General features: G+C 46.0%; 30 protein-coding genes. 11 read left to right on the plus strand and 19 right to left on the minus strand.

Annotation, left to right across the window (positions count from 1 at the left end):
* Nucleotides 1-490: 490 nt before the first annotated feature.
* Nucleotides 491-697, minus strand: coding sequence for a helix-turn-helix domain-containing protein (locus JFQ59_RS00510; RefSeq protein WP_202318433.1), 207 nt, complete (start codon nt 695-697; stop codon nt 491-493).
* A 188-nt stretch (nt 698-885) separates the two neighbouring features.
* Here JFQ59_RS00510 and JFQ59_RS00515 point away from each other — a divergent pair, with 188 nt between their 5' ends.
* The 5 genes from JFQ59_RS00515 to JFQ59_RS00535 are packed head-to-tail and all read left to right on the plus strand — an operon-like array spanning nt 886 to nt 4,058.
* On the plus strand, nt 886-1,584 hold the full coding sequence (locus JFQ59_RS00515) for a dihydroorotate dehydrogenase electron transfer subunit (RefSeq protein WP_202318434.1): 699 nt from the start codon (nt 886-888) through the stop codon (nt 1,582-1,584).
* A gap of 36 nt (nt 1,585-1,620) precedes the next feature.
* Nucleotides 1,621-2,424, plus strand: a complete 804-nt coding sequence (locus JFQ59_RS00520) for a translation initiation factor IF-2 subunit alpha (RefSeq protein WP_202318435.1) — start codon at nt 1,621-1,623, stop codon at nt 2,422-2,424.
* Nucleotides 2,421-2,600 (plus strand): RNA-protein complex protein Nop10, encoded by a 180-nt coding sequence (locus JFQ59_RS00525; protein WP_202318436.1) that lies wholly within the window; start codon nt 2,421-2,423, stop codon nt 2,598-2,600. Before JFQ59_RS00520 ends, JFQ59_RS00525 begins: the two co-directional genes overlap by 4 nt.
* 4 nt (nt 2,601-2,604) lie before the next feature.
* Nucleotides 2,605-3,384, plus strand: a complete 780-nt coding sequence (locus JFQ59_RS00530; RefSeq protein WP_202318437.1) for a proteasome assembly chaperone family protein — start codon at nt 2,605-2,607, stop codon at nt 3,382-3,384.
* Complete coding sequence (locus JFQ59_RS00535) at nt 3,381-4,058, plus strand: heparan-alpha-glucosaminide N-acetyltransferase (protein ID WP_202318438.1); 678 nt, start codon at nt 3,381-3,383, stop codon at nt 4,056-4,058. The genes JFQ59_RS00530 and JFQ59_RS00535 overlap by 4 nt, the downstream gene beginning before the upstream one ends.
* Here the strand turns inward: JFQ59_RS00535 and JFQ59_RS00540 are convergent.
* Both JFQ59_RS00540 and JFQ59_RS00545 read right to left on the minus strand, forming a co-directional pair.
* Nucleotides 4,006-4,374: a hypothetical protein gene (locus tag JFQ59_RS00540; protein ID WP_202318439.1), complete on the minus strand. Its 369-nt coding sequence runs from the start codon at nt 4,372-4,374 to the stop codon at nt 4,006-4,008. The genes JFQ59_RS00535 and JFQ59_RS00540 overlap by 53 nt on opposite strands.
* Before the next feature lie 20 nt (nt 4,375-4,394).
* Nucleotides 4,395-5,345, minus strand: a complete 951-nt coding sequence (locus JFQ59_RS00545; protein WP_202318440.1) for a M20/M25/M40 family metallo-hydrolase — start codon at nt 5,343-5,345, stop codon at nt 4,395-4,397.
* Between the two features lie 38 nt (nt 5,346-5,383).
* On the opposite strand from JFQ59_RS00545, the gene JFQ59_RS00550 reads away from it, so the two are divergent.
* The gene (locus tag JFQ59_RS00550) at nt 5,384-5,842 is read left to right on the plus strand and encodes a GNAT family N-acetyltransferase (RefSeq protein ID WP_202318441.1); all 459 of its coding nucleotides are present in this window, start codon (nt 5,384-5,386) and stop codon (nt 5,840-5,842) included.
* On the opposite strand, the gene JFQ59_RS00555 is transcribed toward JFQ59_RS00550, so the two are convergent.
* The 4 genes from JFQ59_RS00555 to JFQ59_RS00570 are packed head-to-tail and all read right to left on the minus strand — an operon-like array spanning nt 5,829 to nt 9,971.
* Nucleotides 5,829-6,668, minus strand: coding sequence for a shikimate kinase (locus JFQ59_RS00555; RefSeq protein WP_202318442.1), 840 nt, complete (start codon nt 6,666-6,668; stop codon nt 5,829-5,831). The two genes, JFQ59_RS00550 and JFQ59_RS00555, sit on opposite strands and share 14 nt — an antisense overlap.
* Entirely contained in the window at nt 6,665-7,123 is a 459-nt protein-coding gene (gene cgi121, locus JFQ59_RS00560) for a KEOPS complex subunit Cgi121 (protein ID WP_202318443.1), read from the minus strand. The genes JFQ59_RS00555 and cgi121 overlap by 4 nt, the downstream gene beginning before the upstream one ends.
* A 2-nt stretch (nt 7,124-7,125) precedes the next feature.
* The gene (locus JFQ59_RS00565) at nt 7,126-7,833 is read right to left on the minus strand and encodes an RAD55 family ATPase (protein ID WP_202318444.1); all 708 of its coding nucleotides are present in this window, start codon (nt 7,831-7,833) and stop codon (nt 7,126-7,128) included.
* 41 nt (nt 7,834-7,874) lie between these two features.
* Nucleotides 7,875-9,971: a minichromosome maintenance protein MCM gene (locus JFQ59_RS00570; RefSeq protein ID WP_230972170.1), complete on the minus strand. Its 2,097-nt coding sequence runs from the start codon at nt 9,969-9,971 to the stop codon at nt 7,875-7,877.
* A gap of 80 nt (nt 9,972-10,051) precedes the next feature.
* Here JFQ59_RS00570 and JFQ59_RS00575 point away from each other — a divergent pair, with 80 nt between their 5' ends.
* Together JFQ59_RS00575 and JFQ59_RS00580 are read left to right on the plus strand one after the other, a co-directional pair.
* The gene (locus JFQ59_RS00575; protein WP_202318445.1) at nt 10,052-10,909 is read left to right on the plus strand and encodes a thioredoxin family protein; all 858 of its coding nucleotides are present in this window, start codon (nt 10,052-10,054) and stop codon (nt 10,907-10,909) included.
* The gene (locus tag JFQ59_RS00580; RefSeq protein ID WP_202318446.1) at nt 10,902-11,462 is read left to right on the plus strand and encodes an alpha/beta hydrolase; all 561 of its coding nucleotides are present in this window, start codon (nt 10,902-10,904) and stop codon (nt 11,460-11,462) included. Before JFQ59_RS00575 ends, JFQ59_RS00580 begins: the two co-directional genes overlap by 8 nt.
* Here the strand turns inward: JFQ59_RS00580 and JFQ59_RS00585 are convergent.
* From JFQ59_RS00585 to pdxS, 6 genes are all read right to left on the minus strand, one after another.
* Nucleotides 11,443-11,838, minus strand: a complete 396-nt coding sequence (locus tag JFQ59_RS00585) for a hypothetical protein (protein WP_202318447.1) — start codon at nt 11,836-11,838, stop codon at nt 11,443-11,445. The two genes, JFQ59_RS00580 and JFQ59_RS00585, sit on opposite strands and share 20 nt — an antisense overlap.
* 32 nt (nt 11,839-11,870) lie before the next feature.
* Nucleotides 11,871-12,488, minus strand: coding sequence for a methyltransferase domain-containing protein (locus tag JFQ59_RS00590; RefSeq protein ID WP_202318448.1), 618 nt, complete (start codon nt 12,486-12,488; stop codon nt 11,871-11,873).
* A 1-nt stretch (nt 12,489) separates the two neighbouring features.
* A complete protein-coding gene (locus tag JFQ59_RS00595; RefSeq protein WP_202318449.1) occupies nt 12,490-12,879 on the minus strand; it encodes a 30S ribosomal protein S6e in 390 nt (129 codons plus the stop codon).
* A gap of 102 nt (nt 12,880-12,981) precedes the next feature.
* Nucleotides 12,982-13,848: a DMT family transporter gene (locus JFQ59_RS00600; protein ID WP_202318450.1), complete on the minus strand. Its 867-nt coding sequence runs from the start codon at nt 13,846-13,848 to the stop codon at nt 12,982-12,984.
* Entirely contained in the window at nt 13,838-14,431 is a 594-nt protein-coding gene (pdxT, locus tag JFQ59_RS00605; RefSeq protein ID WP_202318451.1) for a pyridoxal 5'-phosphate synthase glutaminase subunit PdxT, read from the minus strand. The genes JFQ59_RS00600 and pdxT overlap by 11 nt, the downstream gene beginning before the upstream one ends.
* The gene (gene pdxS, locus JFQ59_RS00610; protein ID WP_202318452.1) at nt 14,428-15,438 is read right to left on the minus strand and encodes a pyridoxal 5'-phosphate synthase lyase subunit PdxS; all 1,011 of its coding nucleotides are present in this window, start codon (nt 15,436-15,438) and stop codon (nt 14,428-14,430) included. Before pdxS ends, pdxT begins: the two co-directional genes overlap by 4 nt.
* A gap of 120 nt (nt 15,439-15,558) precedes the next feature.
* Between pdxS and JFQ59_RS00615 the strand changes: the two genes are divergently transcribed.
* Together JFQ59_RS00615 and JFQ59_RS00620 are read left to right on the plus strand one after the other, a co-directional pair.
* Entirely contained in the window at nt 15,559-16,767 is a 1,209-nt protein-coding gene (locus JFQ59_RS00615) for an FAD-binding oxidoreductase (RefSeq protein ID WP_202318453.1), read from the plus strand.
* The gene (locus JFQ59_RS00620; RefSeq protein ID WP_202318454.1) at nt 16,764-17,864 is read left to right on the plus strand and encodes a (Fe-S)-binding protein; all 1,101 of its coding nucleotides are present in this window, start codon (nt 16,764-16,766) and stop codon (nt 17,862-17,864) included. The genes JFQ59_RS00615 and JFQ59_RS00620 overlap by 4 nt, the downstream gene beginning before the upstream one ends.
* On the opposite strand, the gene JFQ59_RS00625 is transcribed toward JFQ59_RS00620, so the two are convergent.
* Nucleotides 17,815-18,441 (minus strand): PHP domain-containing protein, encoded by a 627-nt coding sequence (locus JFQ59_RS00625; protein ID WP_202318455.1) that lies wholly within the window; start codon nt 18,439-18,441, stop codon nt 17,815-17,817. The two genes, JFQ59_RS00620 and JFQ59_RS00625, sit on opposite strands and share 50 nt — an antisense overlap.
* A 48-nt stretch (nt 18,442-18,489) precedes the next feature.
* Between JFQ59_RS00625 and JFQ59_RS00630 the strand changes: the two genes are divergently transcribed.
* Nucleotides 18,490-19,353 (plus strand): MBL fold metallo-hydrolase, encoded by an 864-nt coding sequence (locus JFQ59_RS00630; RefSeq protein ID WP_202318456.1) that lies wholly within the window; start codon nt 18,490-18,492, stop codon nt 19,351-19,353.
* On the opposite strand, the gene dsrJ is transcribed toward JFQ59_RS00630, so the two are convergent.
* The 5 genes from dsrJ to dsrO are packed head-to-tail and all read right to left on the minus strand — an operon-like array spanning nt 19,350 to nt 24,452.
* The gene (gene dsrJ / locus JFQ59_RS00635) at nt 19,350-19,778 is read right to left on the minus strand and encodes a sulfate reduction electron transfer complex DsrMKJOP subunit DsrJ (RefSeq protein WP_202318457.1); all 429 of its coding nucleotides are present in this window, start codon (nt 19,776-19,778) and stop codon (nt 19,350-19,352) included. The two genes, JFQ59_RS00630 and dsrJ, sit on opposite strands and share 4 nt — an antisense overlap.
* Nucleotide 19,779: 1 nt before the next feature.
* Nucleotides 19,780-21,447 (minus strand): sulfate reduction electron transfer complex DsrMKJOP subunit DsrK, encoded by a 1,668-nt coding sequence (gene dsrK / locus JFQ59_RS00640; RefSeq protein WP_202318569.1) that lies wholly within the window; start codon nt 21,445-21,447, stop codon nt 19,780-19,782.
* A gap of 9 nt (nt 21,448-21,456) precedes the next feature.
* A complete protein-coding gene (gene dsrM / locus JFQ59_RS00645) occupies nt 21,457-22,455 on the minus strand; it encodes a sulfate reduction electron transfer complex DsrMKJOP subunit DsrM (RefSeq protein WP_202318458.1) in 999 nt (332 codons plus the stop codon).
* Nucleotides 22,452-23,642, minus strand: coding sequence for an NrfD/PsrC family molybdoenzyme membrane anchor subunit (gene nrfD / locus JFQ59_RS00650; RefSeq protein WP_202318459.1), 1,191 nt, complete (start codon nt 23,640-23,642; stop codon nt 22,452-22,454). Before nrfD ends, dsrM begins: the two co-directional genes overlap by 4 nt.
* Nucleotides 23,643-24,452 (minus strand): sulfate reduction electron transfer complex DsrMKJOP subunit DsrO, encoded by an 810-nt coding sequence (gene dsrO, locus JFQ59_RS00655; RefSeq protein WP_202318460.1) that lies wholly within the window; start codon nt 24,450-24,452, stop codon nt 23,643-23,645.
* Nucleotides 24,453-24,570: the final 118 nt, after the last annotated feature.

Below are 24,570 nucleotides of genomic sequence, written 5' to 3' on the forward strand. Positions count from 1 at the left end.
ACATATTTTGTAACAAACCAGTATACAATTCATGACAAATTCACGATGTACCCTAATTTACGCACATACCCCCCCTTGAATGCATGCAAAGAGCATTATTCACATAATTTTTGTAACAGTCGAATTGCCAAAATCTTTGATTTTCGGCACTCCTAAAAATATTTGTTCCATAATTTTTGGAAAAATTAGTTGCTGTATTAATTAAGAATATATATTAATATATTCTTCTGTATTATTTGATTTTTGGTTGTTAATAAGAAATTAAAAGATATTTTTTCAAAATAATTTAATTTTTAAAATTTCAAATAGTTCTAATTATTTATATTATTTTTTTATATTTTATAAATAAAATTAGTACTTTACATATATTGGCGACAATAAGAAGCGGTAGAAGATTGAAAAGCAGGTTTTGCAATCCGGGTTTTGGTGTTTAGCTTTGCAGAATCCGCTGGATCGAGAGTGCAATTCCAAAAAAGTGAGTCTGGTCAACTCAGTCCTTGCCGTTAAATATGAAGTAAATCTTTCTTCCCACCTTCTTTTTTTTGACGAGATTCATGTCTGCCATAAGATTGAGATAGTAGCTTTCGGTGGACCTTTTTCTCCCTGTTATCCTTGCGATGTCTTCCGCTGTGGCCTCACCCAGTTTTAGAAGGATCAGGGCGGTTTTGCGAATATTTTCGGGCAGATCTGAGATCATTATGATACATTGAAACACATTGTATTTAAATTTTACGGATTATTTCATACGGGTAGTAAGATCTGCACCATAAACTACATGCAATGGTAAAAAAATTGCAACTGGGTTGTATTTGTGTATAATGAACTTCTGTGATAAAATTTAAAACTCCCATAGAATTTTTAAAGCTTTGAAGGCTATAAAAGTGTGTGTACTCGGGCAGAATTGTGAGAGTGGAGAGACACAGCTCCAGTGTTGCAACATTGTATCTTGACATAAATATTCCCTCCTATCCGGGCCAGTTTGTAATGATCAACCTACCGGGATGTGAGGAAATACCGCTTAGCCTGTCTTCTCAGAATACAGTTACCGTCAAAGCTGTTGGCGACACGACCAGAGAGCTGGTCAACTCTCAGGAGGGTAGGAGGGTTGGAATAAGGGGGGCATTTGGCACCACCTTCACACCTTCGGATAACGCTCTGCTGATTGCAGGTGGAATAGGAATAGCACCACTTCGCTATCTCTACAACTATCTGAAAAACTGTCAGGCGGATGTTAAGGTGATATACGGTGTGAGGACAGCCGAGGATTTGATCTGGCTTGATGAATTCGAAAATGTTGTTGTAACAACTGAAGATGGGAGTACAGGCATTAAAGGAACCGTAATCGATGCTATGAAAAGAGAGGATCTTGCAAGTTATTCCAGAATTTATGTTTGCGGAAGTGAACAGATGATGAGGGCAGCTTTCACACTTCTCAAAGCAAAAAGCGTTCTTGAAAAGTCGGAGTTCTCGCTTGAGAGGTTCATGAGATGTGCAATAGGAGTTTGCGGCTCATGTGTGGTTGAGGGTGGTTTGAGAGTTTGCAGTGACGGACCTGTTTTTTCAGCAACCAACCTTCCGTGGTGATAATATTTAAATTCACTGAAGGAAAAGGGTTGAAGGATGAAAGAAAAGAGGTTGATAATTAGGAGAAGCGGTTATCCTTCTAAAGGTGAGATCGTTATCGGCACTGTTAAGAGAGTTCTCGACTTCGGCGCTTTTGTATCTCTCGATGAGTATGAGGGTAGAGAGGGGATGGTCCATATCAGCGAGGTTGCTTCGGGATGGATAAAGGATATCAGGGAGCACGTTAAGAAGGGGCAGAAAGTAATCTGCAAGGTTCTCGACATCAATCCAAAGAGGGGGCATATAGACCTTTCAATTAAGGACGTGAATGAGAGACAAAAAAGGGAGAAGTTGCAGCAATGGAAAAACGAGATGAAGGCTTTTAAGTGGCTGGAAATAATCGGCGAAAGGCTTAACCGTGATTTTGGCGAACTTGAAAAGATTGGAAAAAAGCTTCTCAAAGAGTATGATTCCGTTTACTCGGCATTTGAGGATGCAGCCTACGAGGGATACGAGGTCTTAACTCCTGTGGTTGGAGAGGAGTTTGCCAGAGAAATGGCAGAGATTGCAAGAGAAAACATTAAACCAAAGAGAGTTAAGGTAAGGGGATACTTTGAGCTGAAAAGCATGGCACCTGATGGAGTTGAGAGGATTAAGAAAGCTCTTCTTCAGGCGATGAAGGTGGCAAAGTCCGGGATAGGTATAAAGATCGAATACATCGGAGCGCCAAAGTACAGAATCATAGTTGAGGCTGATGAGTATAAAGCGGCTGAAAATGCATTGAAGAAGGCCATGAATAACGTTCTCAAGGAAATTAAAAAACTCGGTGGAGAGGGTAACTTCATAAGGGAGGCTGCATGAAAGTTTCAATGAGAAAATGTCCAAACTGCAGGCGTTATACGCTGAAAGAGACCTGTCCTAAGTGCGGGGCTCAGACTTACATGCCGATCCCACCGAGGTTCTCAATCGAAGATCCCTACGGGAAATATCGGAGGAGGCTCAGAAGGGAGAAGGGCTTTTTCGTTTTCAGGAGGTGAATGCATGTTAAAAAAAGTTGATGTAAGGTTCTTGAAAGATCCGGATGAGATCGGGCTTGAAAGTCCAGTGTTTATAGAGGGGTTGCCCGGTATTGGTCATGTTGGAAAGCTTGTCGCAGACCACCTAGTAAACGAACTCAGGGCAGAAAAAGTGGTTGAGATCTACTCTCACCACTTTCCACCGCAAGTAATGGTGCTGGAGGATGGCACCATAAGAATGCCCAAGAACGAGGTTTATGCATGGAAGTCAAACGGTAATGGCAGAGATCTGCTAATACTTGTTGGAGATTTTCAAAGCATAAGCAGTGAGGGGCATTTCGAGCTCGTCAATGCATATATTGACATTGCTAAAAAGTTTGGGGCTGTAAGAATATACACTCTTGGCGGTTATGGTGTCGGTAAGCTTGTTGAAGAACCCTATGTGATTGGTGCTGCAAACTCTGAGGATATTGTGGAAGAACTTAAAAGCTTTGGAGTTAAATTCGAGCCGGGTGAACCAGGTGGGGGTATAATTGGTGCCTCAGGACTTTTACTCGGTGTTTCTCAACTGGAGGGTATCGAGGCCGCATGTCTTATGGGTGTTACATCCGGTTATATGGTTGACCCCAAGAGTGCCAAAGTTGTTCTGGAGGTGCTGACGAAAATGCTTGACCTGAAGGTATCGGTAGAGGCGCTGGATGAGAGGGCAAAAGAAATGGAGAAAATAATTGCTCAGATCAAGGAAATGCAGGAAATGGCAGTGCAGCAGTGGAAGAGCGACGAAGATTTGAGATACTTCAGATGAGGTACAGTGAAATTGATTTTGCCAGAGGTCTTGCAGTAGTACTGATGCTCGTATTTCACTTTTTTTTCGACGCATCCTACTTCGGCAAAATTGAACTTAACGGCATTTTCTGGTACTACTTCCCCAGGTTTATCGGTGGTATGTTCATCTTCATCTCTGGCTACACACTTTCAATCATCCGGCCGGATTTTAAGAGGGTTGGAAAAAAGGCCCTGAAACTTGCAGCTCTTGCCGCTTTCATAACCCTGGTGACGTATGTGGGCGTTCCCGGCAGCTATGTCGTCTATGGGATCATCCACTTTTTCGCAACAGCCACAGTTGCAGGATATCTTTTTCTAAAGTATCCCAGAATGCAGCTTTTTGCCGGTCTCTCTCTTTTTCTGGCAGGCATTTATTTCAATCAGCTAAGACTTCAGACTGGAGTTCTGGTCTGGCTGGGTTTGATGCCCTACGGTTTCTCCACACTTGATTATTATCCCTTCCTCCCGTGGTTTGGGATATTTCTTCTTGGGATGTTTGCAGGCAGCCACATTAAGCCTGAAGGAAAGTTTCCGGAAATTCCTCTAATTTCCACTCTCGGAAAAAATTCACTGAAAGTTTACATTATACAGCATCCGGTAATCATTCTTTTCCTTCATCTTCTTTACGGCGATGTTCTCCAGCAGATTCTGTAGGGTATTTCATTTCCAGGTACTTTTCCACGGTCCTAGATCCAAAGTAGAAGGACACCACGACTATGAACGCCTTGTTCAGCCCGTCGATCAGCGATAGAAACTCATCCGTCAACGTTACAACTCCTGAAATCGCACTGGCAATGCTTCCAAAGTAGAAACACACCACTGTAATCGCCATGGCTCTTCGGATCTCCCTTCTGTTCAACCCTCCGAGCACAAATCGGAACAGCAGCAGAAAGAGTATGAACAGCAATGCAGCGAGAATTGCTATCAGCGAAAAGGGTAGAATCGGACTAAGTACCTGACCTATGCTCATATTTGTAATCACCGATTAACTTATTTAAATATTTCGTTAAGTTTTAACAGCACATCCCTGGACCTCGCAACGTCTTCAAGCCTTACCCTCTCTATTGCGGTGTGGCAGCGCTGCAGTTCCCCTGGACCCCATACAACAACGTCGTATCTGTCCTTCAGGTTTAAAGCATCAGTCCAGGAAGGCATTTCCGTGTGTTCAGGGTTAATTCCGGCAGCCTTCATGGCCTCTTCGAGAAGTGAGACAACGTTGCCACTTATATATCCATCATAAGCATAGGTAACCTCGTATTCCCCATACCTTCCGAGAAATTCAATTCCTTTCAGTGCATCTTCAATCCTCATTTCCGGTTCTACCAGAACGTCGAACTTGATCCTGCAGTAGTGTGGGATGATATAATCCTCACTTCCTCCCTCTATTTTAAGAGGTGTGGCCTTAAAACGTTTTTTCAGCTCGTTTATTACCTCAAAAGCTCTCTCAATTGCATTCAAACCCAGATCCGGATACGAGGCATGACATGGTTTACCCCTGACGTTAACTCTTAAATCGAAGCTGCCGTAATGTTTTGAAGCTATTTTGAGATCGGTTGGTTCCATGACAATTGCCATTCTGCCATGCTTCCACGTTTCGACAAATTCATTTGAACCCCTACCCCCCTCTTCTTCATCGCAGAAAAATGCGACTGTAAAATCGACTCCTTTCTCCGCAGCTTCAAGAATAGCAGCGATACTGGCCTTTGCATCGCAAACTCCGGTACCGTATGCGTATACACCATCCTGACTGAACGGGGCCTTTACGGCAACTGTATCCAGGTGAGTTGCCACAATCAGGTCAGATTTGGTTTTTGTGGAAATGAAGTAATCGCCTTCAGCAACTTCATAACCGACCTCTTCAAGGTAGTTCATCACAAAATTTCTCAGTTCTCCTTCATGGCCCGTGGGCGACTCGATTTCGACGAGCTTCTTGAGCAGCATATCGTAGTTCTTAAAAGCCCAGTTTAAAAATATGTTTTGTGATCGTCAGGACGGTTGAAAGAGATGACATCAGCAGCTTCGTCGAGGTTTACACAAAAGCCTACGAGGGTCTTGAGGAGTACGCATATACCAGAAGGAGGGAGATAAGGAACTACTTTAAATGGTTGTTCTCCAGAGACAGGGATGGGTTCATGGTTGCTGAGGTGGATGGTGAGGTGGTGGGGTTTGTGGCTTGTGACACCAATTGGATCAGTGTTTTTGAGAGGCAGAAGGTTGGAGAAATCCACGAGCTGTTCATACTTCCGGAATGGAGGTGCAGGGGTATAGGATCCGTTCTGCTCGGCAGAGCCATTGAATACTCGAAGAGCAGAGGTAGAAGAATAGCCGAACTTTGGGCCGGAAGAACGAACTACAGAGCGCGAAGATTTTATTCCAGCCACGGGTTCAGGGAGGCGGGAGAATGGGGAAAATGGATTAGAATGATCAGGGATCTTTAAACAGGGACTCTGGCACCTGTACGTCTTCCGACGGTGAATCCGGTACTTTTCTGACAATAACTTTCCCGTAAGGCCTCCATACCTCTGCTATCGACTTCATCTCGCTTTTACTGCCGAACGCAACGTAAGCAGGACCGTTTCCGGAGAGGCCACAGCAAACATTCACTTTCCATCCGGCTTCCGCAATTTCAAGGGGATATCCAATCATTCTGCAGTAATACTCAGTGTTCTTCCTCATTGCTCTGCAGTAGTTTCCATCCAGAGCATACTCAAACGCTGGTTGAACCTCAGCCGAGTTTTTCCTGATTTCTCTCCAGTTTACTTTTCCTCTTGTGAATTCCGGGATCAGAACTGCAGCATGAAACTTTGGCCTGTCCCAACGGTATAACTTCATCCCGATGTTGTCTGAAACAACGAAACCTCCGAGTAGAGACGCTGCGGCATCATCAAAAGCTCCGGTATAGCTTATACCAGTTTCAAGCGATACTCTGGCATTGGTTTTCAGTATTTCGTGGGCATTGATTTCAAAATCCCTGAACTTGTATAATGCAATCAAAAGGGCGTTGACGAATGCGCTGCTGCTTCCGAGACCACTCCCACCGGGGATTTCAGATTTAACCACAACCTCTCCACCAATATTTTCGGCTCTCAGAATTCTCTCGGCCACAAAACTCTTTATCTTCCTGCCATTAAGGGTAATTGAAATTTCTTTGTCCTCCTCAGGTTTGAGTTTTACGGTTGTTTTGATCTCAATTCCAAATGCAGACCCCTTTCCGGTTGCCAGAGCGTTCAGTACTGTTCCGGCGGCGTATGCAGTCCCGATCATTTAACCACTTCCTCAAAAGCCGAGAACAGGGCGATTCTTTCTCTAACAAGGAGCGGTAATTTTTCCACCCCAGCTATCTCCATCTCCTCATCAGTTATTCCGTAAAATTCCTTTACTGCCTTGAAATCGTACTCTGGATTGAACTTCAGCTCTCTGAATCTCAACTCTGCAACTCTTCTGTCATCGAGAATCACCGCTCCAACCCTGTTTTTCCCCTCATGAATGCCTATCTTCAGAGCATCTTTGATCTGTCTCGTTGATGCATAGTAGAGCAGGATTTCAATCGGCAGCGATCTGGATATTCTTTTTCCTCTTTCCCAGTTTCCAATAGCCTTTTTTGCTGCAAATTCAAGTACTTCAAGCGAAACCACATATCTGCTGTTCACAAATGCTGCGAAGTCAACATTAAAGCTGGAAAGATCGTCAACGATGAGTTCGCCGAATGTTACCCTCATGGTCAGAGCACTCTCATCACAGACTCCATCTTTATCCCCTTGTCCGTCAGTTCGTATCTCAAAATTGCCTTTGGAACCAGTATTCCCTTGAATTTTATAACCTTTAGCCTTCTCTGCACCTCGTTTTCTACCTCCCTGAGGGTTAGCTCGATTACACCATCCGCATAGTGCTTGATCGTGGTCTCTATTCTTGAGTCGAACATACCTTTCGTCATGAGCAGAAGAAAAACAGATTCGTTTCTCTTTGCGTACTTGGACAGAACCTCTATCAGCGATATCACATCCTCGATCGGATAGTTTGCAAGGAAGTAGGTCAGGTTGTTTATTATGACTCTTTCAAATTCCTCATGGCTGAGGATTGTTTTTAACCCGCCGATCGGGTCGTACATCGTCTTTTTGAGGTAGTCCTTTGCATCCTTCTCACTTTCCCTGTTGTATGCAGAAGTGAGACTGAAAAGTGTAATGTTCTCCCACACCGCCTCGTCGAGATCAAAGTAGAGGTTTACATATTCCTTTATCTCCTCGTACGCATCGTCTGTTGCCAGATAGAACACATTTTCCCCGTGAAGTGCCCCTTCAACTGCAAAGTGATAGGAGAACACATCAGCACCGGCTCCCGGCTCCTCGAGTATTAACACAACACTTCCGGATGGTATTCCACCACCAAGCTGTGTATCGAAGGGGAGTATTCCTGTTTTCATCAGTTTCATCGTTCCATCTTAAAGACCTTTTATTATATAACCCTAACTCATTAAACTCTACTTACCAGTTTGTAATGTCCGTATCTGGGGGTATACACTTCTCCATGCTGTTTCAACTTTGAAAGTATCTCCTTCGCTTTACTCCTTTCAATACCCTCCATTTCCGCTTCTCTGAGTATCTCCTCTTCCGGGACTCCGTTTTCATGACTCTCTTCAAGATTCTCAATTATCTTCTTTATCACCATGATTCTGTCTCTCTGCGTTTTCGATGTTCCGCTGATGGCAAAATCAATGTCAATCTTGCCTGTTTCGGGATCAACAGCTATTTGCATCAGACTTCTCTTCATCACTTCCAGAACCCTCTCAACATCCTCTTCTTCTACTCTGTCACTGAGTCTTATCCTCGCAGAAGCTTCGGCAAGTCTTACTATGCTTTCAAGCTGCCTCGCTGTGATTGGAACAGGTGAATTGTCCTTTGCACTGGCTCGCAGAGAGAGATAAAACTCCTCTATTTTCTTCTTTGCCTCATCTGTTAGAACGGGATATACTGTTTTTCTGGCATACGCAATATACTTTCTCAGCAGTTCAGGGTCTATTTCGGGGACAATCCTCACAGCCCTGGCCTTTATGTAGTCTTCATCATACTCAGCGGAGACGTTCTTTACTCTTTCCAGCATCTCTCCAAGCTGGTGGGAGTGCAGGATATGATCAACGAGCCTTCTGTCCCTCTCCTCATCTGGTTCGTCGGTCAGTACGAAAATGAGGTCAAATCTTGAAAGTAAAGTTGGTGACATGTCAATCTGCTCTGCAACAGGTGTGTATTTTTCAAATCTTCCGTACTTTGGATTTGCTGCACCGAGCAGAGCGCATCTGGCTTTTAGAATTGCGTTTATCCCGGCCTTTGCTATGCTTATCGTCTGCTGCTCAAGAGCTTCGTGAAGGGCGGATGTATCTTCCTTCCTCATCTTGTCGATCTCATCAACAAGGGCCACGCCCTTATCTGCCAGAACAAGGGCCCCTGCCTCAAGTGTCCATCTTCCATCAACCTCATCCCTGACAGCCGTTGCAGTTAAACCCGCCGTCGTCGTCCCCTTTCCGGTGGTGTATACACTTCTCGGGGCGATTCTGTGGACGTATCTCAGAAGCTGCGATTTGGCCACACCCGGGTCACCAACAAGAAGAATGTGGATATCACCCCTGATTTCAGTACCATCGGGAAGCTTTTTCGGAACCCCACCAAAAAGCTGAAGGGCAATTGCAAGCTTGACATCTTCGTGGCCGTAGATTGATGGAGCAATCGATCTTATTATCCTTTCGTAGATGTCTTCACTCATTGCCAGTTGCATTATCATCTCCCTGTCTTTATCTGTAATCTCGAATTCCTCGTACTCCTGGTGGAGGATCTCGACGGAGTTACCCTCTATGTAAAGATCCATGTGGGTCATCTTTCTCTGGCCAACTCCACGGGGCTTGGCTCTGACTATCCCATTAATCACGACTCTGTCACCCGGATTTACCGTCCCGGCCAGATCGCCCTCAAGAATTACGTCGATTGTCTGCGGTTGCTCACCCCCTCTCAGATTTTCGGGGTATTCCTGAACCTTCAGTCTCTGACTGTCCACAGAAACACTCTGGTCGGGAAGGAAGATCAGCTTCTTGGTGCTGCATTTGCTGCACTCAAAGGGCTGTCTGAGCTGGGAGTCTTCCTGAGGAACTATGTTTATGCTTCCGCAGTTAAGACAGGCGAACGCAGCCTGAACAATTCTTGGTCTGACTTCTGTAACCTTTCTCACTATGCCCTCAATTGCGAGAAACTTCCCAATGTGCTCCGCCCTGAGATCTCTAATCAGGATTTTTCTTGCAGTTGGGAGGGCATAAAATCTGGGTTTGCACCCTTCCAGAGAGACACCGTAGATGTTCGTAACATTAACCAAACCCTTTTCAGCATGAAGCAGAACCTCGTCAGGTCTTTCGATTAATTCCTCGCCAAGCTTGCCTTCCTGGAATATGGCGAGATCTTTTACGAAATTGATATACAGGGACCTTCCATCGCCTCCCGATTTTAATTTGTAGGCAAGCCTGTTGATTTCCTCTCTGTAGTACCTTTCAAAGAACTCCGTCCATAGTGCAGGACTGCTTATACCCATCCATTCTTACTCTCACAAACTGAGGCATAAGTCTTTTGGTCTTGCAAAAACCCTTATAACCCGCCATCGTGGTGTGAATGATGCCGGAAAAGAGTGTTAAAGTATTTCAAAGTAAGGAAATGCTTGAGTTTGTGAGAAAGCTCAACATCTCCTGTGAGTTCGTCAAGGAACCTGAGCCGTGTCTTGGACTTCCTGCAATAAAGCTCAACAGGTCGAACATATACTTTCATGCCATTCCCGAACATTCAGAGTTACAATCTTTTTTATTCGCAATCAGATTCGTGTCCGAGAACGAGACAAAACCTGATGTGGAGGTGCATGTCATTACCTTTGTTTCCAAATTCTGTCCGAACTGCAGGGCAACCGTCGATGCTGTAAATGGTCTCACAGCCAAGTACGGAATAGAGCATCACATCATTGACGCATCCCTCTTCTCCGGGCTGGCCGAAAAATATGAGGTAATGAGTGTTCCGACCGCCATAATAAACAGCATGAGGTTTGTGGGGGCTATGGGTAAAAATGAAGTGGAGAAATGGATTAAAGCGGCCATCGATGGTGATTACAGAGACTACATTGTTGAGAAGCTCATGAACGGTGATATCGAGGATGTAAAAAGACTTGCCATGAGCAGGAACATTGGCAGAGAGCTTGGCGAGCTTGTTGGACACAGGGAGTTCATGGTGAGGCTGGGAGCAATGGCTGCAATAGAGTCTCTCCATGAGGAAAATCCGGAGATAACCAAGGCTGCAAAGGAAGAAATTACCAAACTGCTTACCCATGAAGATGAAAGGATGCGAGAAGATGCAGCGATGATGCTCGGAATAATTGGTAATGAGGATGATATTAAATATCTTGAAGAGCTGGTGGGAGAAGGCGGCAGGGTTGGTGATTCTGCCGGGGAGGCAATTGACAGTATAAGGGGGAGAAAAAATGGCTGAGATAGTAATCGGTTCGATCCGTGCAACCTACAACCCGAGAGGAGACAATGCGGCAATTCTATGTCCTCCTCATCCGTTGATGGGCGGTGACAGGTTCGACATACGCCTCGATCGAATCGCTTCTGAACTCATCAGGAGGGGCATTTCTGTGCTGAGGTTTGATTATGGACAGCCCTTCAGAAGCGGTATCGGGGAAATAGAGGATGCCAAAAAGTGTATTTCATATCTGAAAGATAGACACAACTTGATAGGAGTGGTGGGATACTCATTCGGCAGTGTTGTTGCCTCAAACGTTGCTGACTACTGCGACTCCGCAGTGTACATTTCACCCATTCCGTCAATCAATTCAATAACTTTCTCCGATGCCAGAAGTCCCAAACTGTTCGTTATTGCCACCAAAGATCAGTTTGTGAGTCTGAACGAGGGGGTGAGGCTGTATGAGGAGGCGTCACCACCAAAACAAATTCTGAAAATCGACACAGATCACTTTTATTTCGGAAAGTTCGATATTCTGGCCAGGGCTGTTGCAGATTTCATTCAACAAAACTTCTGAACTGCCCCCTTTCAATCATTTCCTCAATTTTTCTTATGAAGCGGTCTCTTGTTCTCAAAACCGGAATTATCGTCATGTCTCCCCTGAGATCTCTGATTTTATCCACATACTCGGCATTGTCATCGTTTCCGTAATACACGATCCAGCTCCTGTACTCATCAACGGTGGTAAAGGACGTGTAACTTATCAGCTCAACGACAACAAGTTTTTCGTCAATTATACCGTGGACGGTTTCGTATTCCACAAAATAAATTCGGCCGTTTGAGTAGTACAGTCTCTCTGCTTCAAGCGCCACAACCTGTCTGGCAAATTCCGGTAGTGAGAACTCTTCCGGTTCATCCAGGACAACCGGTCCAATGTACAGAACCCGGTCCATGGATTTCAACTCACAGGCCTGTTAAAAAACCTTCACGGTACCATGCCGCTTACTATCACAACCAGTTTGCTCCAGAACCTGTAAGGCCCCATCTCAACATACCGCACATCATCCAGACCCGCACTCATAAACCAGGAAACGCACTGCTGGGTCGAGGGAAAGAGCATTATACTCTCTGCAAATTTTCTAACCAGCAGGTTGTCCGGCTTTCTTGGAGCAAGGATCACGATCCTGCCACCACTCTTCGTCACTCTGGCCATTTCCTCTATGCCTTTCTGCGGGTTGGGCCAGTACTCTATGCTTCCGGCAGAAATTGCGGCATCAAAGGTATCATCTTTAAAGGGTAGATTTTCAGCATCCCCCAGAATGAAGTTGGCGTCACTGAACCTTGCAACAGCCTTCATCATCTGTTCCGGTGTAAGGTCGACCGCAACAACATTCTCCTGACCCACCCTGTCTACAATTTCTGCGGTTGTAAATCCCGTTCCGCAGCCCACTTCGAGAACGAAATCTTCTCTGGAAATCTCGGCCATGTCCACAACTTTTCTCCTCATCTCATCGGAATAGAAAATGGGGTTAACAAGATCGTAGATCTTAGAGAAATATTTATAAAAAATCCTTGCTCTTTTTTTGTCCTCCAGAACTCCCATTTCACTCTTCTTTCTGCTTGAAGATCTCTTCCAGCGGAACCTTGCCGTGCTTAACCACTACGGTATTCACCTGGAGTATGTCCTTCGAGATTACCTTGCCTCTCACTCCTTTCCTTTTCCTCATGCCTTTTTCTTTGGGCCTGTATCCGACGCCTCCTTTTAAAAGCAGCCTCCTCCTGGCTGTTCCGGGCAGATCTGGCCTCATTGGAAATCCGTCTTTATCCGTACCACCCGTAATCTTAAGTTCGTAGTCCGGAGGAAGTTCGACAATTGTCCCGCTTATCACATCACCTATTTGCTTCCCCAGGAGTCTGTTGGCGTTAGCTCCTTCGATGACCTTCTGATAAGCTTTACCGGTTTTAGGATCCGAAATTACAACTCTGAACTCCATGTGACAACTCCTAAAGCTGAGGATTTATAAAACTATTGATGCCGGCCCGTAAAACGTACAGCTTTAACTGAAGATCCTGAGAAGACAGCAGATTGCCTTTCCTCAGGAACTGGCAGAAACGGTTATGTAAACACCGACGATCGTTATCGTACCGCCTATAGCTGTGAAAATATCAGGAGTTTCGTTAAGGGCAAAAAAGGCAAAAACTGCCGTAAAAAGCGGGACAAGATACACATAAACTGCAACGCTCGTTGAGTCGGAATTTGAGAGGGCGTAATACCAGACAACGTAGGCGAAAACGGAGCAGAGGATGGACAGATAGAGGATTGAAACCACCGTTTCAGCATGCAAGTTAAAGGGGTTGGCAAAACCATTCCACAGTGCAAAGGGAATGAGGTATACGGTACCCAGTGCAAAAGTATAGGCTGTCAGGATTTCGTGATTGTATCTCACAAGCATCCTGGCCCCGAGAACTGTGTACACCGCCCATAGAAGACCATCGACAATCATCAGTGCATCTCCGAAAAAGGTTTTTGAGGTGAAAAAGTCTGCCGTCCCTCTTGAAACCAGCAGAACGACGCCTGCAAAAGATATCGTCACACCAAGAATTCTGCGGGCATTCGCACCCTCATTAACAAATCCCCACACGGCAACGAATATTGCTGAGGTGTTGATGAGGATGGAGGCATTTGTAGCCGTGGTGTACTTTAATGCCAGGAACTGAAAGGCATACAGCAGAGAAACACCGGATAGGGCGAGAATTGAGATGAATACAAGGTCTCTCCTGTTTACCGAAGCGAGACCTCTGCGCAGCCATACCCATAGAAAAATTACAGGTGAGGCGATGAGAAATCGATAAAAGGCCAGATTGTATGGATCCAGTTCTCTCAGACCTATTTTAATGAAAACAAAGGATCCTGCCCATATGAACATTGTAAGGGCCAGAAGGGCGTGAACCTTAGTGTTCATTGAGTTTCAGGAAATACTCGTGGATTCTGGTGTCATTTGTCAGCTCGGGATGAAAAGCAAGGCCAAGTACATTTTCCTGTTTTGCTGCGACGATGTAGTTCTGGAAGGTTCCAAGAACTTCAACGTCCTTGCCCACCTCCGTAATGGCAGGAGCCCTGATGAACACCGCTTCAAAGTCGCCTATGTACTTCAAACTGAGGGTTACTTGAAAGCTCTCTCTCTGTCTTCCGAATGCGTTTCTCTTAACACCCACGTCCATCAATTCCAGAAGCTTGGTTCCTGTCTTTTCAACCTGTTCATCACCGTATTTTGAGAGCAGAATTAGGCCAGCACATGTACCCATCACCGGCTTACCGCTCTCGGCCAGTTTCAGGATTTCATCAGCTATGCCATCGGAAAAAATAAGCTTGCTGATCGTTGTGCTCTCTCCACCGGGGATTATTACCGCATCGCTCTTCCCCACAACACCCTTTTTTCTCGTGGCGACCACTTCACCCTCAATCCCGAGATTTTTCAGGGCTTTTCTGGTAATCAGAACGTGCTCCTCAACGTCCCCCTGAACACCGACAACAGCAACCCTCATAGACCTCTAGTCTGCAGTCTTTCCTCCTCACTTAGCTTGAAAACATCAAGTCCTCTCATTGCCTCGCCCAATCCTTTCGAGACTTCTACCAGCACCTCTGGCTCGTCATAATGCTGAACGGCTTCAACAATTGCCCTGGCGTATTCTGGTGGATTGGAAGATTTGAAAATTCCCGAACCTACAAAGACGCCATCCGCACCAAGCTGCATCATCAACGCTGCATCAGCGGGTGTTGCAACACCACCGGCAGCAAAGTTCACAACCGGGAGCCTGCCCAGATCCCTGACGTCGATAAGTACTTCATAAATCCCCTCAGTAATTTCGTCAAGAGTGTATTCTTCAAAAACCACGTCCCTGCCTCCAACATTGCCGAGACCCATTTCGTCCTTAACTCTTGTTGAGAGTTCAGCATATCTCGAGGCGTATTTAACTGCAATATCGTATATCCTCTCTTCAGGAATTCTCTGCAATTCATCAATAGCCCTGTTTATCAATCTCATGTGCTTAACGGCTTCAACAACGTTTCCAGTACCGGCCTCGCCCTTCGTTCTGATCATTGCAGCCCCTTCCCAGATTCTCCTTACTGCTTCACCGAGGCTTCTGGCTCCACAGACAAAAGGCACGACAAATTTTCTTTTGTCAATGTGGAAGAAAACATCAGCAGGTGTGAGTACCTCGCTTTCGTCTATCATATCAACTCCGAGCGCCTCAAGAGCCCTGGCCTCGGCAACATGACCTATTCTGCATTTGGCCATAACGGGTATTGTTACAGCATCGATAATCTCCTGTATTTTTTTGGGATCGGCCATTCTGGCAACCCCACCGGCAGATCTTATATCTGCAGGGACTTTGTGCAGGGCCATAACTGCTACTGCTCCTGCCTCTTCAGCAATGATCGCCTGTTCAGCGTTGGTTACATCCATTATGACTCCACCTTTCTGCATTTTGGCGAAACCCCTCTTTATCAGCTCCGTGCCAAATTTTAGATCCTCAAGGTTAATCTTCATCGTTTTCCCTTTGCCTCGGCGGAATATAAATTTTGGGTCAGACGAAAGGGATCCTCAGAGCTTATTATAAACTATAAATCATTTTCACAAAATTTTTTAGGTTGTAGGCCTACGCCCATTATGGATTCATTAAAAATGGAATTATCACATTCTATTAAAAGATTTGACCTTCATCCTGTCCAGAGAAAACTTTACTCTCAGGATTTATTGAAGATTCCGCCAGTCCTGAAGAGATTAGTTAAAATTCCCGTATGCGTTGTTCAGCCGGAAAGTGAAAAGGAGGTCGTATCGGTTTTAGATTTCGCCAGGAAGCATAAAATTCCCATTGTACCCAGGGGAGCGGCAACATCTGCGTATGGTGGAGCTACTGTCTTAAAACAGTGCATTGTGGTGGATTTTACCAGAATGAATAAGCTGGAGATTGAAAACAATCGTGCCGTGGTCGAAAGCGGAGCAGTATGGCTTGATGTTGAGAAAGAACTCAACAAGGTCGGTCTGGCGCTGAGAGTCTATCCTTCAAGTGCTCCATCCTCCACGATAGGTGGCTGGATAGCACAGGGTGGATATGGTATTGGTAGCTTAAAGTACGGCGGTATACTGGAGAATTTAGAGTGGCTTGAAGTCGCAGACTTTGAGGGAATCAGGAAGGTTCGGAAAAATGAGCTGAAAAACTTTGTGGGTCTTTTCGGATCTACCGGTCTTATAGTTCGTGCCTGTCTGAGTCTGAGAAAAAATTTTGAGATAAGAAGCGTTGCGGTGAAGACAAATTTTGAAAAAACTCTGGAACTTCTGGATGGAGCCTATCATGCGACCTTCATCAACTCCGAACTCGGCAGGATGCTGGGCTGCAGCGAGGATGATGTTCTGCTTCTGTCCTACGAGGGAGATCCGATCCAGGAGGGAGACGGATACCTTGGCAGTAAGATGTGGGAGAGCAGGTTCGATCTATTCAGGGCTGCAAGGAAGAGCGAGATAATTTTCACAGAGGCGGTTCTTCCCTATGATTCCGTTGCTGACTTTATTGAACAAGCCGGTAGAATCCCTGTTAAGGTAATATTTACCAGAAATGAGGCGGTTGTTCTCGGAATTGTTCCCGTTGAAGGATATTACAGCGCTGCTTTAAAAGCCTTGAAGTTCATCAAGGTTGCAGAAAGGTATGGGGGAAGAACTTATGCATCGGGACTGCTTTTCCCCCATAAGGGACTCGCTGATGATGAAGTCAGGGAATACAAGAAACGTATCGACCCGCATAATCTGCTGAATCCCGGAAAGGCCATACAGGCCAATTCATTTTCAAGATTGATCAGGGTCGCGGAGTTGATATTATGAACATCAGAGAAATCGCATTAAAATGCAGTAAATGCGGGTACTGCAGTGTTTGCCCGACTTACAGAATAGTGGGATGGGAATCTGTTTCGCCGAGAGGCAAGATACAGGTTGCTCTCGATTTTCTGAACGGGAACATCAGTCTGGATTCGAGAATCGTTAAGGATATTTTCAAATGTTCGGTCTGCGGTCTATGTGAAGAAGTATGTCCTGTTGACCTCCCACTGATCGACTTCTGGGAGGATCTGAGATATCTCCTTACCCAGCAGGGATATGCTCCACTATCCGTTCACCGAAAGCTGAAGGAAATAACGTACAGGAACTTCAACCCATACAGCGGCGACCAGGAGAGAAGAGGAGAATGGGTTGAATTCGAGGTAAGGCCTGCAAAAACACTTTACTTCGCTGGATGCACAGCGAGTTTCAGACTGCAAAACCTTGCAAAATCAACGGCAAATGCCCTTAACAAGCTTGGAATTGAATTCACTGTTGCTGGAAAAAACGAATACTGCTGCGGGTCACCTTTTTTGAGAACCGGGCAGAGAGATATTGTGGAAAAACTGTTTGAAAAAAATTACCGGTACTGGGAGAAAAATGGGATAGAGAGGATCATAACCTCCTGTCCAGGATGTTACAGGACAATTTCTCTGGACTATCCGAAGATAGCTGAAAAGAAGGGTTACGAGTTTAATATTGAAGTTGTTCATACGGTTTCAATTCTGAATAAGGAGGGGAACTTCAAGAAGATCGGGATCAAGGGCACGTACCATGATCCGTGTCATCTGGGAAGGCATATGGGAATGTATGAAGAGCCTAGGAATGTTATCAGAAAGCTGGGTGTGGACTTCGTGGAGATGGAGAGAAACAGGGAAAGGTCTCTATGCTGCGGGGCTGGAGGCGGTCTGAGAAGTCAGTTTGGAGAAGTATCATTTGAAATCGGAAGACAGAGAGTTTTAGAAGCGATGGAAACGGGAGCTGACTACCTGATAACGTGCTGTCCGTTTTGCGAATACCACCTCTCCAAATCGGCAGAAAAGCTCGGCGGTAAAATCAAAGTCGTCGATTTAGTTGAAATAGCAGAAAGGCTAATCTCTCCCTGATAGATACTCTCTTTCCATCGTATTTTGCGAGAAATAATCCTTTCAGCGCATCCACATTTTGGGGTAACAGTGTAATGGCCAAACCAACGGATCTGGCTGAGTGTGCATCGCTGCCGGCAATCTCGGGTTTTGAGAACTTTCTTGCGTATCTTTTCGCAATAAAGTTGAAGTAACTCTTTGCATTGAAGCTCTCCACGCCATCCACCACTCTGAAATCACCGGTTCTGATACTGCCTCCCCTGATGAAGTCAAATGGGTGGGCAAGAAAACAGACACCTCCAGCTTCTCTGACAGCTTTGCATGTTTCTTCCATGCTCATCTTTGGATCAATGTCGTTTAAAATTCCGTAGGCGAGAACGTGACCGGAAGAGGACGTTACCTCACATCCTGGTAGAACTTTTACTGGCAGATGCTCCTCTTCAACAATATCCATCGCTTCAAGAGATCCCTGAACGGTATCATGGTCGGTTATTGAGATCAGATCTATTTTCTTCGATACCGCTACTGAGAGTAACTTTTTCACACTGTCTCTCCCGTCACTGATGGTTGAATGTGCATGCAGTTCTGCTCTGATCACAGAGATATTTGGCGCTAAGTTTTTTATTGTTTCTCTAAAACTTGGTTTATGGAGGTTGTGCCTGTAGCTTACGACTCGATGGGCGTCAGGAGCATGGCCACGTTTGTCAGAACATCAGATGTGACAGTCCTCATCGATCCGGGTGTCAGTCTCGCTCCAAAAAGGTACAGCCTGCCACCACACAGGGTTGAAATTGAGAGAATGAATCAGAAATGGGATGAGATCAGGAGATTTCTGGCAGAAAGCGACCTGGTGGTGATCACACACTACCACTACGATCATCACGATCCGAATGATGTTGAGGTTCTCAACGGTAAAAAACTTCTCATCAAACATCCGAAGGAAAAGATAAACAGAAGCCAGATGGGAAGGGCGGCATACTTCCTTGAGCAGCTCAAAAATCTGGATGTAGAGGTAGAATTTTGTGACGGGAAAAACTACTCAGTTGGTGAAACTCTTTTGGAGTTCTCAAAGCCGGTATTTCATGGAGCGGACAGCAGGCTCGGATTTGTTGTCGAGGTGTATGTTGATGATGGCAGGGAGAGTTTTCTCTTCTCGTCCGATGTTGAGGGGCCCAACAGAGAGGAGCAGCTTGATTTCATGCTTGAGAAAAATGCTGAAACCGTCATAGTTGACGGTCCCATGACCTACATGCTCGGATACCGTTTTTCGCAAAAGTCATTTCATAGCAGTGTGGAGAATCTGAAAACCCTGATCGAGAGAAGCAGTGTGAGGAAACTTGTTCTCGACCATCACCTGACAAGGGACCTTCGCTGGAGGGAACGAATGGTCGAAGTTTTTGAATTCGGCAGGCAGGTGGGGGTAGAAGTCTTGTCTGCAGCGGAAATGGCGGGGGTGAAAGAAGACCTGCTTGAAGCAAGAAGAAAAGAGCTTTACAAAAAGAAAAATTAGGAGAAGTATTTGCTCAGTTCATTCACACCTGTGTACTTTGGCTTTTCAATGCTTGGGGTGTAGTGACAATCCCAGCACTCCGGCTGGATGCCCACGTAATTGTGGCACTGATCGCAGAACTGTGTCTTGTCTGTATGGCAGCTCCAGCAGGTATTGATGGATGCATGGTACTCTTTTCCATTCGTGAAGCTGTGGTATATCCTTCCACCTTCGGCTCCGTACCTTATCGCCTGTGTTCTCCACTGCTGAAGCAGCAGCATGTGATTCGCTGCCATCCAGTCTTTGTTTTCAACACACTCGCCTGATGGCTCTTTCAGTGATGGAGTGTATCCGAGTTTTCCCGCCATTGCGTTGTACCAGTATGGTGTGAAGAATCCCAAGAGGAAGATCAGTATCAGAGGAATCACATATTGCTTGTGGTACATTTCACTCCCCCTCCTCCTTCTTTAACGGTTCACCTCTAAGGTCGTACTGTCTGTCCTCCGGCTTCTCACCAAATGCCGTCAGTACGAGAGCATTTCCAACCATCTCCATTGGTCCTCCGACTTCAACTGGGATCTTCCAGTATTCGAGAGCATGCGGGAACTGTGCTTTGTCAATTGCACATGGCGTCAGCAGTATGTTCACACCGTATTTCTTGTAGACGTGCCTAACTGCCATCATTCTCGGCATCACACCTCTCATCCTCAGATCCATGAGCTCATCTGCCAGCAGACCTCCACCGGCACCGCAGCAGTAGGTCTTGTCCTTAATTGTGTGCTCCGGCATGTCGTAGAAGTTGTTCATCACGTTCCTCAGCACGTATCTTGGCTCCTCAATAAGCCCCATACCCCTTGCTATATTGCACGGATCGTGGTAGGTGGCAATCCACTGGTCATTTCTGCTCTTGTCTACCTTTATCTTTTTGTGTTCAATCAGTGCGGCAACGAATTCGAGTATGTGAATCCATCCATGCTCTCCTGAGGCGTAGCTATCGAATCTGATACCTCTCAGGCCTTCAGCCAGCTCCCCGAGATCAGGGTTCTCCCAGAACCTCTTCCACTCCTCGTTCTTTGGTGGCTGGTTCATGGTGTTGATGAACTGGTGTTTGTCTCTCCACATGTGCCCGCACTCACCGCCTATTATGAAACTAACACCCAGTCTTTCCGCCTCCTTATACAGCTTCGAGTTGAGAAGCTGTGCGGCCTCGTAGCTGTGAAAGCTTCCAAAGTTACCTCCCTCGCCTGCGTAGGTTGACCACGTAATTGTCAGGCCGTACCTCTCCTCAAGCTCGTTGAAGAGAAGCAGATAACCGAGCATGACGTACCAGTGTGGGGTGGCGAAGTAATCCGCAGAAGGAGCAACAAAGAGCACATCTGCCCCCTTCTTGTTGATGTACGTGTGAAGGTCAAAGCCGGTGATGTCCTTGAGCTCCTCAAGTCCCTGCTGTATTGAACCATACATACCTCCCGGCAGCAGGCCGAGATGGTTGCCAGTTCTTGATGACGCCTCGATTGATATCGTCATAAATCTCTGATTCAGCCCGACCCTGCTCAGCATCCTCCTGAGCCACCATACGATTTCGGCGGTATCAATGCCGTAGGGGCAGAAAACACTGCATCTCCTGCAGAGTGAGCACTGGTAGGCATAGTAATACAGTTCCTTCAGAACGTCTTCAGTAAGCTCTCTGGCTCCTGCCAGCTCTCCGAATATTTTACCTGCGGGGGTGAAATAGCGGCGATACACGGATCTGATCAGTTCTGCCCTGCCTACAGGCATGTTCTTGGGGTCTCCAGTCCCGATGTAGTAGTGGCATTTGTCCGCACAGGCTCCACATCTCACGCAGATATCCATGAATACCTTAAAAGCTCTGTTCTTTTCCAGAGTATCTTTCATTGCATCCAGAAATATTTCTTTCCAGTTTTCAGGGAGCTTGAGATCATCAAGATCTCTTTCGACATCTCCAAAAGGCATTTTGAAAAACTCGGAATTGACCTGCTTTGGCAATGATAGATAGCTTACTCTGCCCTCTTCAAACTTCTTTACCGGTTTGAGCATTTCTCTCCAGCTGGGGAATCTCTGTCTGATTTCCAATCTTTCTGGTGCCTCTTCCATCATACCACCTCACAATTCCTCGGGAACTATCTTGAAATCTGCCTCTTCAATCTCCTCAAGCTGGTCTGCGTACATTTCGTGGTATGTATCCCAGTCGAGTTTCTTGGACTTGAACGTCATTCCTGCCACGGTTATCCCCTTTGAAAGCAGCGGAACATCAGCGGGATCCCATGGGTTGACGTGTCTTCTTGCTCTGTTGTCATTGGGCATGTTTCTTGTCGGGGTGAACAGCACACCTCCTGCGTGCATCAGTTTGCTGAACGGGAAGTAAGCAAGGAGGAAGCAAGCAAGGCCAAAGTGTATGTAAAATATCGGTTCGATGTTGTTTGCAACCTCAATCGCCTTCCCTATGTTGAAGATCATGAGGTTTGTCAGCAGCTCCTTAACCTCGTAAAGGTCTGCCTTGATAAAGTACCTCATTATGTTGCCGCTGATCGTTATTGCCAGAAGGAGTATTAGCACAAAGTGGTCACTTGGAAGGCTCAGTGTTCTTTCCCTGGACAGGAAAATCCTTCTGAGCCATAGCAGGAAAAGTGCCACTACTATTACCAGACCTGAGATGTACACTGAGGGAATGAATACACCTTTAAATGCTTCGATATTACTGAGTGTCTCCACGAAGCTCGGAACTGGCTCGAGGAAGAATCTGGAGTGCCTTATGAGGACAAGCAGGAGTGAGTAGTGGAACATGATTCCAAAAAGCCACAGCCATCTTGCATCTTTCTGAGAAGTTCTGTCCAGGTAGTATCGGGTATTCTTCAACAAACTTCTGAAAAAGAATATCTCAAGAAGCATTCTTCCAGCGGTTTCCCATTTTGTATAGGGGGAGTCGAATCTGTCATATATGGTCCTCTTTATGAACGGGAATGACTTCTGCTGACCTCCTGTTGTTGGAACCTTGAGGGGTACTGCACTGCTGGCCCAGTTGATGATTCTGTATATAACGCCGGCCACAAATATCGCAACCGCAATGTATGGCACTATTACTCCGAAAATAACTCCAATCATTCCTCGACCACCTCCTCCACTGCCCGTTCAGGAATCAGTGCGAATATCTTAACGCCTATCACGAAAATCAGATAGGCCATGGCAACCAGTCCTATTATCTGAAGCCACTCGATAGCGGTTGGAGTGTAGGAAACAACATATCCCTCCAGGGTGTGAAGTGATTCCAGCTTGTATCCCGGCAGATACTCCTCTGGATAGACCTGTCCGGGAATGATCAGGTAGAATCTCTCCGCAAACACCAGAGCAGCATGCAGAATTCCAGCTACTGAGATCCAGCGGAGGTCGTAGCCGGTCTTGGGACATAGTATTATCAGCACGGGTATGGCTATGCCGAGTATTACCAGCAGCCAGAAGCTCCAGAATATTGAATCAGCGGGATTCAGGAATACGAAGTGGACAGCACCTTTCAGTGCTGGAATGTAGCCCTTTTCAAGGCCCTCAACTGCCAGGAAGTAAGCGAGAATGAGCATAAGTCCTGCAAATATCAATGCAAGCCCCCTTATCAGCTTTGGATCAAGCTCCCTGTTGGTGAACTTGAAGGTGAAGTAGAAGTTTGCCAGCAATAGCCCCAGACCCGAGGTTATGGCGCAGACTATGAACATCGGTGCTGTCAGTGCCGAGTGATACAGATCCCTTGAGTATATGAAGCCGTAAATCGCTCCTGTACCGCTGTGGACGAGAACTGCCCAGAAAACTGCGAGTCCGGCCATGAATCTTGTAGCTCTTTCCATCTCCTCGAACTGAACCAGCAGGTAGATGGAACATATCACAAAGTAGCTCGAGTAGAGAAATGCGTTCCACGAGAATATTGATGTCGGATTGAGGTACCTTACAGCGTTCATGAAATGATAGAGCTTGCCGATATCAAGAGCGATGCTGAGTATTGCGGCAATGATCCACGCCGCAGCCATGTATGCAGCAATTCTGCTGAATACCTTGTACTTTTTAATGTTAAAAACACCAGCTAAGGCCGAGACTATCAGCGAACCGGCACTAAGTCCGATGAAGTACGGGATTCCGGCGTTCACTATCCCCCATGGAACTCGATTGCTTAACCCGTTGAGTCCACCGACCTCATGATCAAGGATGTAGGCGTAGAATCCTGCTGCGGTTATGGCGGCCAGAATAATGACAAGAGCAAAGTACGCCAGAGAGTCGCCCTCTATCTTTTTAAATTCGACAGCCATTTACTCACCTCCCAGTTTTAAATAGAATACATGCGGATCTGTTCCCAGGTTTGCTCTAAGCTGCACGGGCATATTGTCCTTCAATGTTTTCGAAAGCTCGCTGTCTGGATCCTTTATGTTTCCAAACGTCATGGCACCTTTACCGTACTTGTGGCAAGCCTCAACACAGGCAGGGATCGGATTTTCACCCTTCGCAACTGCCTCGTCAACTCTGTGGACGCAGAAAGTGCACTTCTCCACAACCCCCTCCGTTCTCATCGGTACGTTTGGATTTATCTCTTTCAACCCTTTTCTCGGATCAACAAAGTTGAAGCTTCTCGCACCGTAAGGACAGGCGATCATGCAGTAGCGACATCCTATGCAGCGATGCATGTCAATCTCCACGATCCCATCAGGCCTTTTAAAGCTCGCATGTGTCGGGCACACCTCTACACACGGCGGGTACTCGCAGTGATTGCACAGCAGCGGCATGTAAAATTCCCTTGGATTAATGCTGGGCTGGTCCAGTTTTAGCTTTGCAATCCTTATCCACTGAGGATCAATCCTCTTATCTTTGAACTCAGGGACATTGTTCTCCTTGTCACAGGCAACAACGCACGGTGGTTTTACCTCTGGATTACCAGTCTTCGCTATGAACTCCTCCATGCACTCTGTGCATTTGGAAACGTCTATGCTCATTGCCCATCTCCTCTTTGCACTGACTTCCTCGGCAGATTCTACGAACTGGGTCTTTGCGGATATCTGTGCAGGTAAAATTGCTCCGGCAGCAACTGCTCCAGTTAGTATCAGAAATTTACGTCTCGACATCATGTTTATTCCTCCGGGTTATTGTTTCAACTTGTAGATACCCCTTTAATTTCCCTTTGAGGAGTATATTGAGCTTATATTAACCTTTTGCTTTTTCCCTTTCTGTTCACCTCAACTGGAG

It is taken from the genome of Archaeoglobus neptunius, assembly GCF_016757965.1.
Classification (GTDB): Archaea; Halobacteriota; Archaeoglobi; order Archaeoglobales; family Archaeoglobaceae; genus Archaeoglobus; species Archaeoglobus neptunius.